The organism is Qipengyuania sp. R86523, assembly GCF_044596365.1.
In the GTDB taxonomy this organism is placed as follows: Bacteria; Pseudomonadota; Alphaproteobacteria; order Sphingomonadales; family Sphingomonadaceae; genus Qipengyuania; species Qipengyuania citrea.
Window position 1 is genome coordinate 1,021,019 of sequence record NZ_CP138997.1, and the last position, 15,585, is coordinate 1,036,603.

General features: G+C 67.0%; 15 protein-coding genes. 4 read left to right on the forward strand and 11 right to left on the reverse strand.

The features are described 5' to 3' along the window. Positions 1-17: 17 nt before the first annotated feature. The 5 genes from leuB to SJY12_RS05025 form a co-directional block, all read right to left on the reverse strand. Positions 18-1,085, reverse strand: a complete 1,068-nt coding sequence (gene leuB / locus SJY12_RS05005; protein ID WP_397506238.1) for a 3-isopropylmalate dehydrogenase — start codon at positions 1,083-1,085, stop codon at positions 18-20. A 117-nt stretch (positions 1,086-1,202) separates the two neighbouring features. Further along, a complete protein-coding gene (locus SJY12_RS05010; RefSeq protein WP_397506240.1) occupies positions 1,203-1,799 on the reverse strand; it encodes a DNA repair protein RecO in 597 nt (198 codons plus the stop codon). A 113-nt stretch (positions 1,800-1,912) separates the two neighbouring features. Beyond that, a complete protein-coding gene (locus SJY12_RS05015; protein WP_050599249.1) occupies positions 1,913-2,158 on the reverse strand; it encodes an accessory factor UbiK family protein in 246 nt (81 codons plus the stop codon). 339 nt (positions 2,159-2,497) lie between these two features. Further along, positions 2,498-3,046, reverse strand: a complete 549-nt coding sequence (locus tag SJY12_RS05020; RefSeq protein ID WP_397506242.1) for a TspO/MBR family protein — start codon at positions 3,044-3,046, stop codon at positions 2,498-2,500. A 73-nt stretch (positions 3,047-3,119) separates the two neighbouring features. After that, entirely contained in the window at positions 3,120-4,139 is a 1,020-nt protein-coding gene (locus tag SJY12_RS05025; protein ID WP_397506243.1) for an NAD-dependent epimerase/dehydratase family protein, read from the reverse strand. 71 nt (positions 4,140-4,210) lie between these two features. Here SJY12_RS05025 and SJY12_RS05030 point away from each other — a divergent pair, with 71 nt between their 5' ends. Continuing rightward, complete coding sequence (locus SJY12_RS05030; RefSeq protein WP_397506245.1) at positions 4,211-5,326, forward strand: NAD(P)/FAD-dependent oxidoreductase; 1,116 nt, start codon at positions 4,211-4,213, stop codon at positions 5,324-5,326. Between the two features lie 8 nt (positions 5,327-5,334). Here the strand turns inward: SJY12_RS05030 and SJY12_RS05035 are convergent, their stop codons facing one another. From SJY12_RS05035 to SJY12_RS05050, 4 genes are all read right to left on the reverse strand, one after another. Beyond that, complete coding sequence (locus SJY12_RS05035; RefSeq protein ID WP_397506246.1) at positions 5,335-6,420, reverse strand: histidine kinase dimerization/phosphoacceptor domain -containing protein; 1,086 nt, start codon at positions 6,418-6,420, stop codon at positions 5,335-5,337. 127 nt (positions 6,421-6,547) lie between these two features. Then, on the reverse strand, positions 6,548-7,600 hold the full coding sequence (locus tag SJY12_RS05040) for a TIGR00341 family protein (protein WP_397506248.1): 1,053 nt from the start codon (positions 7,598-7,600) through the stop codon (positions 6,548-6,550). A 29-nt stretch (positions 7,601-7,629) separates the two neighbouring features. Further along, positions 7,630-7,866, reverse strand: coding sequence for a hypothetical protein (locus tag SJY12_RS05045; RefSeq protein WP_230833711.1), 237 nt, complete (start codon positions 7,864-7,866; stop codon positions 7,630-7,632). A gap of 21 nt (positions 7,867-7,887) precedes the next feature. Next, positions 7,888-8,451: a hypothetical protein gene (locus SJY12_RS05050; RefSeq protein WP_230833712.1), complete on the reverse strand. Its 564-nt coding sequence runs from the start codon at positions 8,449-8,451 to the stop codon at positions 7,888-7,890. A gap of 188 nt (positions 8,452-8,639) precedes the next feature. Between SJY12_RS05050 and SJY12_RS05055 the strand changes: the two genes are divergently transcribed. Next, positions 8,640-10,040: a glycoside hydrolase family 140 protein gene (locus SJY12_RS05055; protein WP_397506250.1), complete on the forward strand. Its 1,401-nt coding sequence runs from the start codon at positions 8,640-8,642 to the stop codon at positions 10,038-10,040. Here the strand turns inward: SJY12_RS05055 and gorA are convergent. After that, entirely contained in the window at positions 10,037-11,401 is a 1,365-nt protein-coding gene (gorA, locus tag SJY12_RS05060; protein WP_397506251.1) for a glutathione-disulfide reductase, read from the reverse strand. The genes SJY12_RS05055 and gorA overlap by 4 nt on opposite strands. Before the next feature lie 155 nt (positions 11,402-11,556). Here gorA and SJY12_RS05065 point away from each other — a divergent pair, with 155 nt between their 5' ends. Beyond that, entirely contained in the window at positions 11,557-12,657 is a 1,101-nt protein-coding gene (locus SJY12_RS05065) for a mechanosensitive ion channel family protein (RefSeq protein ID WP_397506253.1), read from the forward strand. Here SJY12_RS05065 and SJY12_RS05070 read toward each other — a convergent pair. Continuing rightward, positions 12,654-14,042, reverse strand: a complete 1,389-nt coding sequence (locus SJY12_RS05070; protein WP_397506255.1) for a DEAD/DEAH box helicase — start codon at positions 14,040-14,042, stop codon at positions 12,654-12,656. The two genes, SJY12_RS05065 and SJY12_RS05070, sit on opposite strands and share 4 nt — an antisense overlap. Positions 14,043-14,342: 300 nt before the next feature. Between SJY12_RS05070 and SJY12_RS05075 the strand changes: the two genes are divergently transcribed. Beyond that, entirely contained in the window at positions 14,343-15,584 is a 1,242-nt protein-coding gene (locus SJY12_RS05075) for an NRAMP family divalent metal transporter (protein WP_397506257.1), read from the forward strand. Position 15,585: the final 1 nt, after the last annotated feature.

Here is a 15,585-nt window from a genome sequence, read left to right on the forward strand (position 1 = left end):
CGGTTATCCGGCAATCCTCAAGATATGGTTACAATCTTCCTAACAATCGCATCGCCGACTTCCTGCGTCGAAGCGCTTCCGCCGAGGTCACCACCCAGCACGCCATCGGCAAGGATCGCCTCCACGGCGCGCTCGATCCGGACGGCGTCCTCCTCGCGCCCCAACGAGTGACGCAGCAGCATGGCGAGGCTGAGCACGGCCGCGACCGGATTGGCCTCGCCTTGCCCGGCAATGTCGGGCGCGCTGCCGTGGATCGGCTCGTACAGGCCGAAGGTGCCGTAGTCGGTCTGCCGTTCGCCCAGCGACGCGCTGGCGAGCAGGCCGATCGAGCCGACGCAGGCGCTGGCCTGGTCGGACAGGATATCGCCGAACAGATTGCCGGTGACGATCGTGTCGAACTGGCCCGGCGACTTGACCAGCTGCATCGCGGCATTGTCGACATACATGTGGTCAAGTTCGACCTCGGGATATTCCTGCGCGACTTCGATCACGGTTTCGCGCCAGATGCGGCTGGTTTCGAGGACGTTGGCCTTGTCGACGCTGGTCAGTTTCTTGCCGCGCCCCATCGCGGCGCGGAAGCCGGCGTGCGCGATACGGCGAACCTCGGCCTCGTTGTAGGACATCGCGTCCCAGCCCTCGCGCCCGCCATCGCTGCCGCGTTCGCCCTTGTCGCCGAAATAGACATCGCCATTGAGTTCGCGCACCACCAGCAGGTCGATGCTGCGCGCGACTTCGGGCTTGAGCGAGGAAAGGTGTTCGAGCCCCGGGAAGCCGGCCGCTGGCCGCAGGTTGGCGAACAGGCCAAGCTCGCTGCGCAGACCGAGAATCGCCTGCTCGGGGCGCAGTTCGCGCGGCAGGTCGTCGCAGGAAAAATCGCCCACCGCGCCGAACAGCACCGCATCGGCCGCGCGCGCCATTTCCAGCGTTTCGGGTGGCAGCGGATGGCCGTGGCGGCGATAGGCGGCGGCGCCGACATCGCCTTCGAACAGCGTCAATCCGGGCAACGACAGCGCTTCCAGCACGCGGCGCGCCTGTGCGATCACTTCGGGCCCGATGCCGTCGCCGGCGAAAATTGCGATTTTCAAGCGTGTTTCTCCAGCCTCGTCGCTCCTGCGCAGGAGCCTTTCTGCCCCTCGGGGCGCTCAACGGACAGTGTCTAGGCCCCTGCATGGGCCGGGGCGACGAACCATTCTTGAACGCGGCTAAACCATCCGTTCCAGTCGCTGGCGCAGCAGCGTTCGCGCGCCCATCACGTCGGCGCGGGTGTCGGCGAGCAAATAGCGCGCGATCAGCGGCTCCTGCCGGTCGAGAATTTCCAAGGCCTGCCCGAGGCCGGCCATCGCGGGCCGCTGGCCGCCATAGCCCAGCTCGCGCAGCAGCAGCGCTTCATAGACCGCCAGCGCCTCGACCCACTGCCGTGCGCTGTCGGCAGAACAGATCGCATCGAGCAAGCCGCCGAGCGCGGAATGGAGCGTGGGATAGGGATTGCGCTCGGGCAGCGCGCTCGCAGTGAGCGCGGTGACCCAGTTGATCGCCGAAGCCGCCAGCGGCTCGCCCAGCCACGGCCCGCGGCTGGCGACCAGTTCGAGCCGGGCGAAGGGCAGCTGGCTATCCGACTTCGCGCGGATTTCCGCCTGGACGATATTGCCGGGGATCACCACCGGCCGCAGCTGCCGCCCGCGCCCGCCTGCGACATAAGCGGCGACCATGCCATGCTGCTCGGTCAGCATCCGCGCAATGACCGCGGTCTCGCCATGCGCACGCGCGGCAAGCAGGATGGCGGGAGCGGAAAGCTGCATGGGGCGGCCTTAGCCGCTCGCATCGATCCTGCGAAGACGGCGAAGTCGACTTATGGAGCGTTCTATCGCGGACTGCGACGTCAGTTGGGCCCCTGCCTGCGCAGGGGCGACGGTCACTTGATCTTGGCTTCCAGCGCTGCGACGCGGGCCTTGAGGTCTTCCGCCTCGGTGCGCGCCTTGCTGGCCATGGTCTTCACCGCGTCGAATTCCTCGCGGGTGACGAAGTCCATCCCGCCGAAGCTTTCCTTGGCCCGTTCGCGCGCGGCGTCGCGGGCCTCGCGCCCCATGCCGGCCAGCGTACCGGCTGCCGAATTGGCGAGTTTGACGAAATCGGCGATCAGGGGATTCTGGCTCTGCATAGGGTTCAGATGGGACGGGATGAGGTTTTTGTCTAGAGTGCTCGTTTGGTTCGCCTCAAGCGCCGGCGGCCGCGTCCGCGGCCTTAGGCTATCCTCGCTCATGCGACCTGAAGGTCGGGTGGCTTTCAGCCATCTCAGCTGTCGCTTCGATTCCACTGCGGGCGGGCGGTCGCCCTTGCCTCGCCTGCGGCTCGGGACCAGTGCGAGCCGCTATGGTAACGCGCTTGCCGTTCGCGACCAGCGAACGGCAAGCGCGACCGCGCGCCCGCAGGGGCCCGGAGCGAAGCGGAGGAACAGCCCCGAGGATGCACCGACGGATGTCGGTGCGAAAAGCAAAAACTAGATCCTTACCCGCTCGACCGCGCCTTCGGGCGTGCCGCCATCGGCTTGCGGATTGAGCTGGAGGAACTGGTAATTCAGCGCGGTGGCGAAGCAGACCCAGGCGAGATAGGGCAGCAGCAGCACGGCGGCGAGCCGGCGGACGCGCCAGAACAGCGCGATCACCACCAGCAACGTCAGCACGATCGCCACCAGCAGTGCCAGCGCCCCGCTGATCTGCTGGGCGCCGAAGAAGACATAGCTCCACGCGAGGTTGAGCGCGAAATGCACGGCGAAGACCCACAGCGCCGCAGTGCGGCCGCGCGCGCCCCATGCCGAGGCGACCAGAGCCAGCGCGAAGCCGATCATGACATAGAGGATCGTCCAGACGATGCCGAACCACTTGGGTTCGGGATAGATGCCTGGCTTGACGAGCGACTGGAACCACGGGGTGTCGGGGCTGCCCAGCTGGCCGGACAGAAAGCCGAGTAGCACGCAGAGCGGCACGGTGAAGAGCGCCCAGCGAAGGAAACTTGCGCGCAGCTGCCCGCGCGACGCCAGCATGTTCATGTCAATTTCCCGTCAACGATTCGTTTCATGCGTCTTGTGCCGAAGCCCCGGCGGACTGGCAATGCAATGCCCGTCAGTGCGTGACGATGCCCTTTGCCACGAGGCTCCGCACGGTGTCCTCCAGCGTCTGTTCGGCGGCGATGAAGGTGAAGCCGAGCACCTCTTCGGTGTGGCGACCGGAAACGTCGCGGACATTGCCGAGCTCGCCGCGCACCTGCTTCATTTCGTCCATGAAGGGCGCAAGCAGGTGCACCAGCCAGTCCGGCATGCCGCGTCTCGGCACCTTGCCCGCATGCTCGGGCACGCGCTGGCGGATGATCGCCGCCATTTCGCGCAGCCAGAGGAATTTCTGGCTGGTCGGGAAACGCTCGCCGCGAACCTGCTGTGCCGGGGCCTCGAGCGCGCGGACATGCGCTTCGGCCACATCGCGCACGTCGGTCACGCAGATTCCCATGTCGGGCAGCAGCGGGATCGAACCGTCGATGATCTTCTTCACCATCGCGACGCTGGTCGACAGGTCGTCGTCATGGACGGGACCGAACACCGCCACCGGATTGATCGAGCAGAACGCCATGCCCGGCGCGTGCATCGCGACCCAGTCGCGCGCGGCGCGTTCGGCCACGGTCTTGCTCTCGATATAGGGCGGGACGCCGGCGGTGAGATTGGTCCAGTCGAGATGGGTGAAATGGTCCTTGTCCGGCTGGCCATAGGCGATCGCGGCTGCGCTGCTGGTCTGGACGAAGCGCGTGATGCCCGCGCGGTGCGCGAAATCGAGCGCGCGCAGCGTGCCTTCGCGCGCGGGCACCACCAGCTCGTCCTTGTCCCGGGGCGTCGCCAGCGGAAACGGCGAGGCGACATGCGCCACCGCGTCGCAGCCGGCATTGGCCTCGGCCCAGCCGGCATCGTCGAGCAGATCGGCCTGGAACACCTTCAGCCGCTCACCCGCATCGCTCCAGCGCGCGCGCAGCCGCGGTTCGCTCTTCGCGGCATCGCGGACCGTGGTGTGGACGCTGTGCCCGCGCGCCAGCAGCTGCTCGATCACCTCGCCGCCGATATAGCCGGTGCCCCCGGTCACCAGGATCGTCATTGCCATCTGTCTGCGCCCCCGCTGTTTTGCTAGGCGCGAGACTAGGCAGAATGGCTGCAGCGGGCAACGGAGTCGCTATGGAACAGGTCGATTTCCTCGTGGTGGGCGCCGGGATCGCGGGGCTGTCCGCCGCTGCGCGGCTGGCACGGCACGGGACCACGCAGGTGGTCGAGGCCGAAACCGCGCCCGGTGTGCATTCCTCGGGCCGCAGCGCCGCCTTCGCGCATTTCGACATGGACGCCTGGCTGGTGCGCGCACTAACCGCGGCGAGCATGCCGCTGCTGGCCGAACCCGGGGCGACGCCGCATCCCGCGCTGTTCATCGCTCTTGAAGGGCAGGAAGCGGCGCTCGACAGGCTGGAAGCCAATTACCGCGAATGGGAGCCGCGCGTCGAACGGCTGGCGCCTGCCGAGGCGCGCGCGTTCACCCCGGTGCTGCGCGAGGGAGACGGCGGCATCAGCGGCGCGCTGCTCGACCGGCATGCACGCAAGCTCGACGCGCATGCCATGCTCGAGGCGCATCGCAAGGAGCTGCTGGCTCGCGGGGGCAAGCTGGCGAACGGCGCCCCGGTGGAGCGACTGGCGCGCGCGGGCGAGCGCTGGACTGCCGATACGCCGGGGGCAAGCTACAGCGCACGCGTGGTGGTCAATGCCGCGGGCGCGTGGGCCGACCCGGTCGCGGCGCTGGGCGGTATCGCGCCGCTGGGCATCACCCCGCTGCGGCGCACGGTGATTACTTTCGATACCGAGCACGCGGTGCGCGACTGGCCCTTCACCAAGACCGTGGGCCCCGGCTTCTATCTCGAGCCCGAGGGCAATGGCCGGCTGCTCGCCAGCCCGATGGACGAAGGCCCGAGCGCGCCCTGCGACGCGCAGCCCGAAGAGGAAGACGTCGCGCTGGCGGCGTGGAATGTCGAACAGGCCACCACGCTGACAATCCGGCAGCTGGCGAGCAAATGGGCGGGTCTCAGGAGCTTTGCCCCCGACCGGCTGCCCGTGGCGGGCTTCGACCGGCAAGCGCCGGGTTTCTTCTGGCTGGCAGGACAGGGCGGGTTCGGCCTGCAGACCTCGCCCGCCATGGCGCTGGCCGTGGAATCGGCCGCGACCGGCGGGCCGTGGCCCGAGGAGCTGCGCGCGGTGGGCGTGACCCGCGCGATGCTGGCAGTGGAACGCCTCCGAACGCCGCCGGCATAGCAGCCCGCCTAGGCCGCAGCGTCGATCCTCAGGTGCATCCCCGACCCGTTTGCGCTCCAGTCGGGCGTCACGCCGAAGGATGAGGCGAGCGATTGGATAACACGCGTGCCCAGCCCCTTGGCCAGCGCCGCGCGTTCGGCATCCGCACCGGTGGCGCTGCCATCGTCGCTGCAGGCGATCGACCAGCCGTCGTCGCCCGCGCGGATGGCGATGGCGATCGATCCGCTGCGGTCCTGCAGCCCGTGCTTGACGCTGTTGGACACGAATTCGTTCACGATCAGCAGCAGCGCATTGGCGAGGCTGGGCGAGACGCGGTCGTCGCCGACCTCGATCACCAGCCTGATCCCGTCGGGCAGCAGCTGGCGCAGATCGCGTTCGATCCGTTCGAACAGCGAGCGCAGCTCCACCCGCTCGCCCTGCGCCAGATCGTGCAGTTCGGCATGCAGCGACGAGAGCGAGCGGATACGGATGCTGGCGTCTTCGAGCGCGGTCTGTACCGCTTCATCGGTTGCCCGCTGCGCCTTCATCGACAGCAGTGCCCCGATCGAGGCGAGCGAGTTCTTGACCCGGTGGTCGACCTCGCGCCGGAGCGTCTGTTCCTGCGCCAGCGCAAGCCGGAGTTCGAGTTCGCGCATCACGTGCTTGGACAACACCTCGAGCACGCGGCGCTGGTGCGGCGTGAGCGTGCGCGGCTTGTGATCGAGCACGCACAGCGTCCCCAGCGGCAGCCCCTTTTCGGTGCGCAGCACCGCGCCGGCGTAGAACCGGAAACCGGGCTCTTCGGTGCACAGCGGGTTGTCGGCCATGCGCTCGTCTTTCAGCGTGTCGGGGATCTCGACGAAATCGCCTTCGAGGATCACATGCCCGCATAGGCTGGTTTCGATCGGGGTGGAGCGCACGCCCAGCCCGACCTCGGCCTTGAACCACTGCCGGCCCTCGTCGATGAAATTGACGACCGAAACCGGGACCTCGCAGATCTGCGACGCGATCTCGACCAGATCGTCGAAATCGCGTTCACGCTCGGTGTCGAGGATATTGTAGCGGCGCAGCTCGCGCAGCCGTTCTTCTTCCCGGGGATGGAGACGTGGTGTCATCCCGCACCGATAGCAGGGAAATCCGCCGGGCCTAGGTTTATTGGTCCGCTGCCAGGTCCCCCGGGCAGGTGTGCCACACGGCCCCAGCGCAGCCGCCGTTCGCCATCGCGGCGGCAATCCCCACCGTTCAGCGGCTGGCGGTCAGGTAGTCCATAACGAAGTCCCACGAGCCGAAGCCGAGGAAAATCCGCCCCGCCATCATCGACATCAGCAGGATCAGCAACACCACCCACACCAGCATGATCCCGCTGGTCATCCGCCAGCTGGTCGGCGGCAGGCCCTGGAACAAGAACATCGCGATCCCCGCGACATTGACGCAGACGAGGTTGACGGTGAACAGGAACAGCGCGTTGGCGCCCGCTTCGGGAATGCCCGCACCGGCATAGATGCCTGCTGCGGTCAGGGGCGGAACCAGCGCGACGGCGATCATCACCCCGACCAGCGCGAGCGAGGCGCCGCGACTGAAAGCCAGCACGCCCGCAGCGCCGCAGGCAAGCGCCAGCGCGATATCGGCGGGCTGGACCAGCGTGCGGTTCTTCAGTTCGGGGACCAGCGGGTCGATTGCCACCGTCATGCCGAGGACGACACCCGCGAGCACTGCGAGGACGCAGCCGATGGCGAGCGTCGCAGCCGCCTGCCGGGCCAGTTTCCAATTGCCGACCGTCGCCGCCAGCGCCAGCCCCATCGTCGGCCCGAGCAGCGGCGCGATGATCATTGCGCCGATGACCACGGCGGTCTGCCCGCTGCGCATCCCCAGGCCGGCGATGATCGCCGACAGCGTCACCGTCAGCAAATAGGCGGGCCCGGGATGCAGGCTTTCCTCGATGTCGTCGTAGAGTTCATCGGTGCTGAGCCGGTCGCGGCTGAAGAACCGCTCGATCCGCGTGGGGGTCGGCAGGTCGGCCGACAGCGGCAATTCGGTGACCGGCGTTTCTTCGACCACCGGAAGGACCGCCTGCAGCTCGGACACCAGCGCGGAGAATTGCGGCAGGTCTCCGAAGGCCCCGTCGAGATCGGCAAGCAGGCGTTCGGTATAGCGTTGCTGGACGATGCAGGTGTATTTTTCCTGCGCCCCGGGCACGGTTTCCCGCCAGAACCGGCGCGTGTGGCGATCGAGGATCACCTCCAGATCGGGGACCCGGTCTTCGGGCAGATAGATCTGGACGAGCCTGGCCGCCATTCAATTCACCCGGTCATGCCCCGCGCGGGTCAATAGCCACCCGGCGGATCGCTGGCGGGGAAGCTTTCGTCGAGATCCTCGTCGGTCTCGGTCCATTCGCGCGCCTCCGGGTCGCGCATAGCGCCGGGTCCGGCATCGCGTACGTCGGTATGAAAATTATGCGGCTGGTCCTTCGCAAAGGCAGCATTGCGGGATGCATCCTTGCGCTTGAACAGCGCGTATCCGGCAAGCCCTGCGAGCCCGAGTGCCACCATCTTCGCGATCACTGTAATTCTCCCATCATGCGTTCAGTTCTGCGGCGAGCCATGCACATGGACATCGTGACCCGAATGCTTCGTCAGGATGTCGACCGCGCGTTGTTCGTCGCCGCTGTCCCAGGTGCGCACCCAGAGCAGCAGCCCGCCATGTTCAAGCTGGTTCTGCAGGTTTTCGGCGTGCCGGTCACCTACCAATCGGGCCACCCCGGCGCCCAGCGCGCCCCCTGCCCCGCCTGCAACCGCCGCGCCGACGATCACTGCCAGCAGCGAGCCACCCGAGGCCACGATACCGCCGATCGCGGTCATCGCCGCCAGGTAGAGCGGCGTGGCAACCAGTGCGCCCTGCGCCTCGCCGATCGCTTCCCTGGGAATGTAGATCGCGCGCGGCACGGCGGGATCGTCCTCCAGCTCGGCAACCTTGTGATAGCGGTGACCAAGCTGGTCCTCGACCGCCCTCTCGGTCGCCAGCAGGCTGATTTCCGCGCGGTCGAAACCCGAACTGAGCAGCTCGTCGATCGCTTCCTCGAGATCCGTGCTGGCGTCGAAATAGGCGACAGCCTCGCGGATGCGGAAAGCATCGGGTGCGGTGGTCATATGTTGTACTCCTGCAAAGCGGACATGCCTGCGCCGCGCGATGGCGCACCGTACCACGCCGACGTCCCGCCGTCCCATCCCCAGTCGTGACCATGCCGCAGCCGCCCGTTTTTCAACTTGCGGCAATGGGCGAACAGGCTTTATGACACCGGTTACCATGTGGTGGCGAGCCGGGCGGGGAGGACAGCATGACGACATTCGCATATTCGAAATCGATACGGCGCGCGGTGGCGGCGGCGCTGGTGCTGGCCGGGGTCGCTGCCGCGGTCGGCGGCTTGGCCACGGCGGCACACGCCCGGCCCACGCTCGAAATCGCCCCCGGCGGGCGTCACATGCAGACCAGCGAGGGCAAGCCGTTCTTCTACCTCGGCGATACCGCCTGGGCTCTGTTCCACCGGCTGACGCGCGAGGAGGCCGAATTCTATCTGCGGGACCGCGCGGACAAGGGGTTCACCGTGATCCAGGCGGTGGCGCTGGCCGAACTGCGCGGCCTGGACGAACCCAATGCCTATGGCGACCTGCCGCTGATCGGGCGCGATCCGGCGCAGCCCAACGAGGCTTATTTCGCGCATATCGACCATGTGGTGGCGCGTGCCAATGCGCTGGGGCTGACCGTGGGCCTGCTGCCCTCGTGGGGGCGGTACTGGCGTGATGGCGACTCGCAGATTTTCACGCCGGCCAGCGCGCATGCCTATGGGCGGTTCCTCGGGCAACGCTACCGCGATGCGGGGGTGATCTGGATCCTCGGCGGCGATTCGAACGTACGCACCGCCGATGAACGCGCGATCATCGACGCGATGGCGCGCGGCCTGCGCGAGGGCGACGGCGGCCGGCATCTGATCACTTTCCACCCCCGCGGCCCGGGGCTCTCATCGGCGCAGGTGCGCGATGCGGACTGGCTCGATTTCTACATGAACCAGTCGTCGCATGCGGCGCGCGATCTCGATACGGGGCTCTATGTCGAGCACGACCGCGCGCTGACCCCGCGCCGCCCCGTGATCGACGGCGAACCGCGCTATGAAGGCATTCCGGTCGGCTTCTACAACCATGGCCACGACCCGCGGCTGCGCTTCGACGATGACGATGCCCGGCAGGCGGCATGGTGGGCAGTGCTCGCAGGGGCGGCGGGGCACACCTATGGCAACAACAATGTGTGGCAGATGTGGGCACCGGGGCGCGATCCCGCGATCGGCGCGAACCGGCCATGGTCCGATGCGATCGACGATCCGGGGGCGCGCCAGATGGGATTGCTGCGCCGCTTCATGGAAGCGCACGACTTCGCCACACTCGAACCGCGGCAGGACCTGATCCTCGACGGGCCGCGGCATGGCGCCGCGAAGGTGCGGCTGGCGCGGGCGGCGGACGGGCAGCGGATCATCGCCTATTCGCCGCGCGGCGCACCCTTCACCATCGACCTCGGCGCGCTGGACGGGGGGATGCACACGCAGTCGTGGTTCAACCCGCGCTACGGCGCGACCTACCGCTTCCGCAGCGAACAGAGCCAGGGCATCCAGTCCTTCGTCCCGCCCTCCTCGGGCGATGGCGAAGACTGGGTGCTGCTGATCGAGGCGGAAGGCGCCGCGCCCTAACGCATCAGGACCAGTTCTTCGGCCATCGTCGGGTGGATTGCGGTGGTCGCGTCGAAGTCTTCCTTGGTCAGCCCGGCTTTCACCGCGATCGCGGCAGCCTGCATCATCTCGGGCGCTTCGGGGGCGATCATGTGGATGCCGACGATGCGCCCGCTGTCGCCGTCGCAGATCATCTTGATCAGGCTGCGTTCGTTGCGCCCGGCAAGCACGTTCTTCATCGGGCGGAAGTCCGACAGATAGACCTTCACGCTGCCGAGCTGGTTCTTGGCCTCGCCCTCGGTCATGCCGACCGCGGCGATCGGCGGGTGGCTGAACACCGCGCTGGGGATGCAGCTGTGGTCGACCGCCACCGGCTCGCCGTCGCCGAACACGCTGTCGGCAAAGGCCTGGCCCTCGCGGATCGCGACCGGGGTCAGCTGCACGCGGTCGGTCACGTTGCCGACGGCATAGATGTGATCGACATTGGTCTTGCTGAAGCGGTCGACCTTGACCTCGCCGCCCTCGCCCAGTTCGACGCCGGCATTCTCGAGGCCCAGCCCCTCGGTGTTGGGTACGCGGCCGACCGCGAACATGACCAGATCGGCCTTTTCCTCGTCGCAATCGGACATCTTCACGAAATAGCCGCCTTCCGAACACGGCTTGATGTATTCGAACGTCGTGTTGAAGCGGAACTGGATCCCCTTCATCGTCGAGATCTGCAGCAGCCGGTCGCGCACCGCCTCGTCATAGCTGCGCAGCAAGCGGTCGCCGCGATTGACGATGTGAACTTCGCTGCCGAACTCGTTGAAGATGCCGGCGAATTCATTGGCGATATAGCCGCCGCCCGCGATGATGATTTTCTTGGGCAGTTCGTCGAGATGGAACGCCTCGTTCGAACTGATCGCATGTTCGGCGCCCTGGCATTCGGGCATGCGCGGGCGCGCACCGGTGGCGATCAGGATGGTTTTTGCGGTCACGACCTTGCCGCTCGCCAGCGTGATCTCATGCGGGCCGGTGATCTCGGCGCGTTCCTTGTAGATCGTCACCTCGTGGCTTTCGAGCGTGTTGGTATAGGCGCCCTCGATCCGCTCGACATCCTTGAGCACATTGTCGCGCAGCGTGATCCAGTCGAAGGTCGCATTCTCGGTCGACCAGCCGAAATTGCGCGCGTCCTTCAGGTCTTCAGCGAAATGCGCGCCGTAGACGAGCATCTTCTTGGGGACGCAGCCGCGGATGACGCAGGTTCCGCCGACGCGGTGTTCCTCGGCCACGGCCACCTTCGCGCCATGCGCGGCCGCCACGCGGCTGGCGCGCACCCCGCCCGAACCGGCGCCGATGGTGAAAAGGTCGAAATCGTACTCGCCGGTGGGTGCTGACGCCAAAGCCTGTCTCCGTTGTGAATGCGCGCCGCACTTGGGGCCTCGCGCGCAGCGGCACAAGAGGCAAGCGGGAACCGCGCGGCGGGAACCGGGGTTGGAAGGGCAAGTCCCTGGGAGGGGATGCCGGCCCTGTCCGCATGCATCCAACGGGAGACCGCATGACCGATACGCTTGCCGATTACGCCGCCCGCGGGACGGCGATCCTGCCGCATCCATGGAATCTGCTGGCGCTGGCCGTGGCCGCGACGCTGGCCGCGCTGCTGTTGCACTGGGCGGTGTTCCGCCTGCTGCGCCGCGTCGTGGGACGCACGCGGAGCGAGGCGGACGAGATGCTGGTGCGGCGGCTCGCCATGCCCACCCGTTTTGCGCTGGTAGCGCTGGCGCTGGTGCTGACCGCGCGCGAGATTCCCGCCTTCGAGACTGTGTGGGAACGCGTCGCCGGCTTTGTCATGCCCGCGGTAATCGGGTGGATCGCGCTGGCGATCTTGCAGGCGCTGATCGAGGCGATGAAGCTACGCGCGGATATCTCGGTCGAGGACAATCTCTCCGCCCGGCGCCAGCGCACCAAGCTGACCATGCTCAGCCGCATCGCGACCTTCATCATCATTTTCGTGACCGTCGGGCTGGTGCTGCTGTCGATCCCCGGCGTGCGCGATATCGGGGTGACGCTGGTTGCCTCGGCGGGGCTCGCGGGCCTCGCCGTGGGCGCGGCCGCGCAGCCGGCGCTCAAATCGCTGATCGCGGGCGTGCAGATGGCGCTGACCGAGCCGATCAATATCGACGACGTGGTGATCGTCGAGGGCGAATGGGGGCGGATCGAGGACATCCGCACGACCTATGTGGTGGTCAAGATCTGGGACGAGCGGCGGCTGATCGTGCCGACATCGCAATTCCTCGAGGGCGCTTTCGAGAACTGGACCAAGAAAACCGCGCAGCTGCTGGGTTCGGTGATGCTCTATCTCGACCCGGCGACCCGGATCGGTCCGATCCGCGCCGAATTCGAACGCCAGATCGCGGACAATCCGCGCTGGGACGGCCGTGTGCAGGTGGTGCAGGTGACCGACACGAGGTGCGATGCCATTGAGGTGCGGCTGCTGATGAGCGCGAAGGATTTGCCCACGCTGTTCGACCTGCGCTGCGACATCCGCGAAGGCATGCTCGAATGGCTGGCCGACCACCAGCCCGCAGCCTTTGCGCGGCTGCGGCTGATGAACGAGGAAGCGGAGCCGGAAACGACCGGCCCCGCCCCTGACAGTTAGCCGCGTGCGGCGCTGCTGCGCCGGCGATTGCGGCTGCGGCCACCGCCGGGCCTGCCAGCACCGGCGTTACCGCCGCCGCCCGGACCGCCTGCGCCGCTGGGACGGCCCTTGCGGGCGGGATGCTTGTCCTTGGGCTTGGCCCGCTTCGCCGCGTCGCCGGTGGGGCGCACCTTGGGCTTGGCCATGCGCTGGCCGGGGGCCGCACGCTTGGTCGGGCCGACGCCTTCGACAACCGCGCGGAAATTGTCCGGCAGCGGCAGGCGTTCGAACTCGGCATCGGTCTTCTTGCGGATGTCCTTGAGGTAATCGCGCTCGTCCTCGGCGCAGAAGGCGATCGCGATGCCATCCTTGCCCGCGCGCGCGGTCCGGCCGATGCGGTGGACGTATTGCTCGGGCACGTTGGGCAGTTCGTAATTGATCACATGGCTCACGCCGGGGATGTCGATCCCGCGCGCGGCGACATCGGTCGCGATCAGGATCGGCGTCTTGGCGCGCTTGAACTCGTCGAGCGCGCGTTCGCGCTGCGGCTGGCTCTTGTTGCCGTGGATGGCGTTGGCGGGGATGCCGACCTGCGCCAGCTTCTTTACCACCCGGTCGCAGCCATGCTTGGTGCGGGCGAAGATCAGCACGCGCTCGAACTTGCCCGGCACCTGGTGGCGTTCGGACAGCATCATCTCGAGCAGCGTCTGCTTCTCGTCCTGCTGGACCATGAAGAGATACTGGTCGATCCGTTCGGCAGTGGTGCTTTCGGGCGTGACCGAGACCTTGACCGGGTTGCGGCAGTATTTGCCGACCAGTTCCTGGATCTGCTTGGGCATGGTGGCGCTGAAGAACAGCGTCTGACGGTCTTCGGGGACCAGCTGGCTGATCCGGCGCAGCGCGTGGATGAAGCCGAGGTCGAGCATCTGGTCGGCCTCGTCGAGAACTAGCACTTCGACCTTGTCGAGCGTGAAGGCCTTCTGATCGATCAGATCGAGCAGGCGGCCGGGCGTGGCGACGAGGATGTCGGTGCCGCGGTGGAGCTTGTTGCGGTCCTTGTTGACCGAGGTGCCGCCGACGATCGAATGGACCTTGAGACCGGCCAGCGCGCCGTAATCCTTGGCGCTCTGGGCGATCTGGCCAGCCAGTTCACGCGTCGGGGCCAGCACCAGCATGCGGCAGGATTTGAACGGCGTCTGCTTGTCGGCTTCGCGCAGCCGGTCGATGCTGGGCAGCATGAAGGCGGCGGTCTTGCCGGTGCCGGTCTGCGCGATACCCATCAGGTCGCGCCCTTCGAGAACGGGCGGGATCGCCCCTTCCTGGATCGGTGTGGGAGTGGAATAGCCCTTGAGGTCAAGCGCCTGAAGGACGGGCTGCGACAGCCCAAGATCGGAGAACTGTGTCATGAAAACTCGCATTCGTAATGCGGCGCGCTCAGCGTTCCATGACGGAATCCGGGCGCGGGCGCGGGGTTTGAAACCACCCGCGTGAATAGGGAAGTCTGGAAAAAGGAACCGAGGCGCGGCCGGGGCAATCGCTGTAAACCGATCGCCGCTTCACGCTGGCTAGCGCGCTTCGATGGAGAGCAGATGGGCGCAAAGGCGCGGAATGTCAATTTGTTTCGCAAGAACGAACGATCATTTCGCTTGCGTGACCGGCAATTTCGGAAGCATCGTCCGCGCCTTGCGGAGCCTTGGGGATATAAGATGAGAAACGCGATCCTGCGCCGTCTGGCGGGCCCCGGCCTGATCTTTACCGGTTCTGCCATCGGTACTTCGCATCTCGTCCAGTCGACCCGCGCGGGTGCGATGTTCGGGGTCGCCCTGCTGGGGGTGATCGTGCTCTCGACCTTGCTCAAATATCCCGCCTACCGCTTCGGCGTCGATTACGCACATGCACGCGGGCGTTCGCTGCTGTCCGGCTATCGCGAGTTGGGCCCATGGGCGGTGTGGCTGTTCCTCGTCGCCGTGATCCCGCTGGTACCGATCGTCTATGCCGCGCTGGGCGCAGCGACCGCGGGAATCTTCGCTGCCGTGTTCGGCCCGCTGCTGCCGCTGCCGGTCATGGGATCGCTGGTGATCGCGCTCGCCTCCGCGCTGCTCTTCGCCGGCGGGTACCGGCTGCTCGATCGGGTCAACGGCGTGCTGCTCGCCTTCCTCGTCATCGCGACGGTGGCGACCACCATCATGGTCCTGCCACGCGTCGAATGGGCGACGCTGACCGATTTCGGCTGGACACGGCAAACCGCCGCGCTGCTATTCATCGTCGCGCTCGCGGGCTTCATGCCCAACCCGCTCGACGTCTCGGTCGCTCTGTCGCTGTGGAAGGTGGAAGCCGACCGCACTTTGCCCACAGGCGCACATCCCACGTTAGCGCAGGCGCGCAGCAGCTTCCTGTGGCCCTATGTCATGACCACCGTGATGGCGCTGTGCTTCTGCATCATGGGCGCGGGCGTGATGCATGCAGAGGATATCGCCCCGCTGTCCGATGCGCCGGGCTTCGCGGGCCAGCTGGTGAACCTCTACCGCGAAGCGCTCGGGCCGACCGCCGCAGCGCTGGCCGCCGTGGCCGCGCTCTCGGTGATGCTGACCACGGTGATCGCCGCGATCGACGCCTATGCCCGCACCCTGCCCGCCGCGATCCAAGTCCTGCGCGGCGCGGAACAGCAGAGCGGCACGCGCACGCAATATGTACTAAGCACGCTGGCGCTGGCCGGACTGTCGATCTTAGTGCTGTTCACCGCGATGGGCGCGTTCACGAGCTTCCTCGACTTCGTGACCAGCGCCACCTTCGTGGTCGCGCCGCTGCTCGCGCTGCTGAACTACCTCGTTGTGACGCGCTGCGAACTGCCCACCGACGCGAGGCCAAGCACCGCAATCAAGGCGCTGAGCCTGACGGGCACAGTGGTGATGGGCGCGTTGGCTGTGATGTATTTCGTGCTGGTTTGAA

Bases quoted from the DNA above. Each gene is read 5' to 3' on its own strand.
- SJY12_RS05010 (WP_397506240.1), bottom strand. From the start codon at position 1,799: ATGCAGCTTTCCGCTCCCGCCATCCTGCTTGCCGCGCGTGCGCATGGC.
- SJY12_RS05015 (WP_050599249.1), bottom strand. From the start codon at position 2,158: ATGCAGAGCCAGAATCCCCTGATCGCCGATTTCGTCAAACTCGCCAAT.
- SJY12_RS05020 (WP_397506242.1), bottom strand. From the start codon at position 3,046: ATGAACATGCTGGCGTCGCGCGGGCAGCTGCGCGCAAGTTTCCTTCGC.
- SJY12_RS05025 (WP_397506243.1), bottom strand. From the start codon at position 4,139: ATGGCAATGACGATCCTGGTGACCGGGGGCACCGGCTATATCGGCGGC.
- SJY12_RS05030 (WP_397506245.1), top strand. From the start codon at position 4,211: ATGGAACAGGTCGATTTCCTCGTGGTGGGCGCCGGGATCGCGGGGCTG.
- SJY12_RS05035 (WP_397506246.1), bottom strand. From the start codon at position 6,420: ATGACACCACGTCTCCATCCCCGGGAAGAAGAACGGCTGCGCGAGCTG.
- SJY12_RS05040 (WP_397506248.1), bottom strand. From the start codon at position 7,600: ATGGCGGCCAGGCTCGTCCAGATCTATCTGCCCGAAGACCGGGTCCCC.
- SJY12_RS05050 (WP_230833712.1), bottom strand. From the start codon at position 8,451: ATGACCACCGCACCCGATGCTTTCCGCATCCGCGAGGCTGTCGCCTAT.
- SJY12_RS05055 (WP_397506250.1), top strand. From the start codon at position 8,640: ATGACGACATTCGCATATTCGAAATCGATACGGCGCGCGGTGGCGGCG.
- SJY12_RS05065 (WP_397506253.1), top strand. From the start codon at position 11,557: ATGACCGATACGCTTGCCGATTACGCCGCCCGCGGGACGGCGATCCTG.
- SJY12_RS05070 (WP_397506255.1), bottom strand. From the start codon at position 14,042: ATGACACAGTTCTCCGATCTTGGGCTGTCGCAGCCCGTCCTTCAGGCG.
- SJY12_RS05075 (WP_397506257.1), top strand. From the start codon at position 14,343: ATGAGAAACGCGATCCTGCGCCGTCTGGCGGGCCCCGGCCTGATCTTT.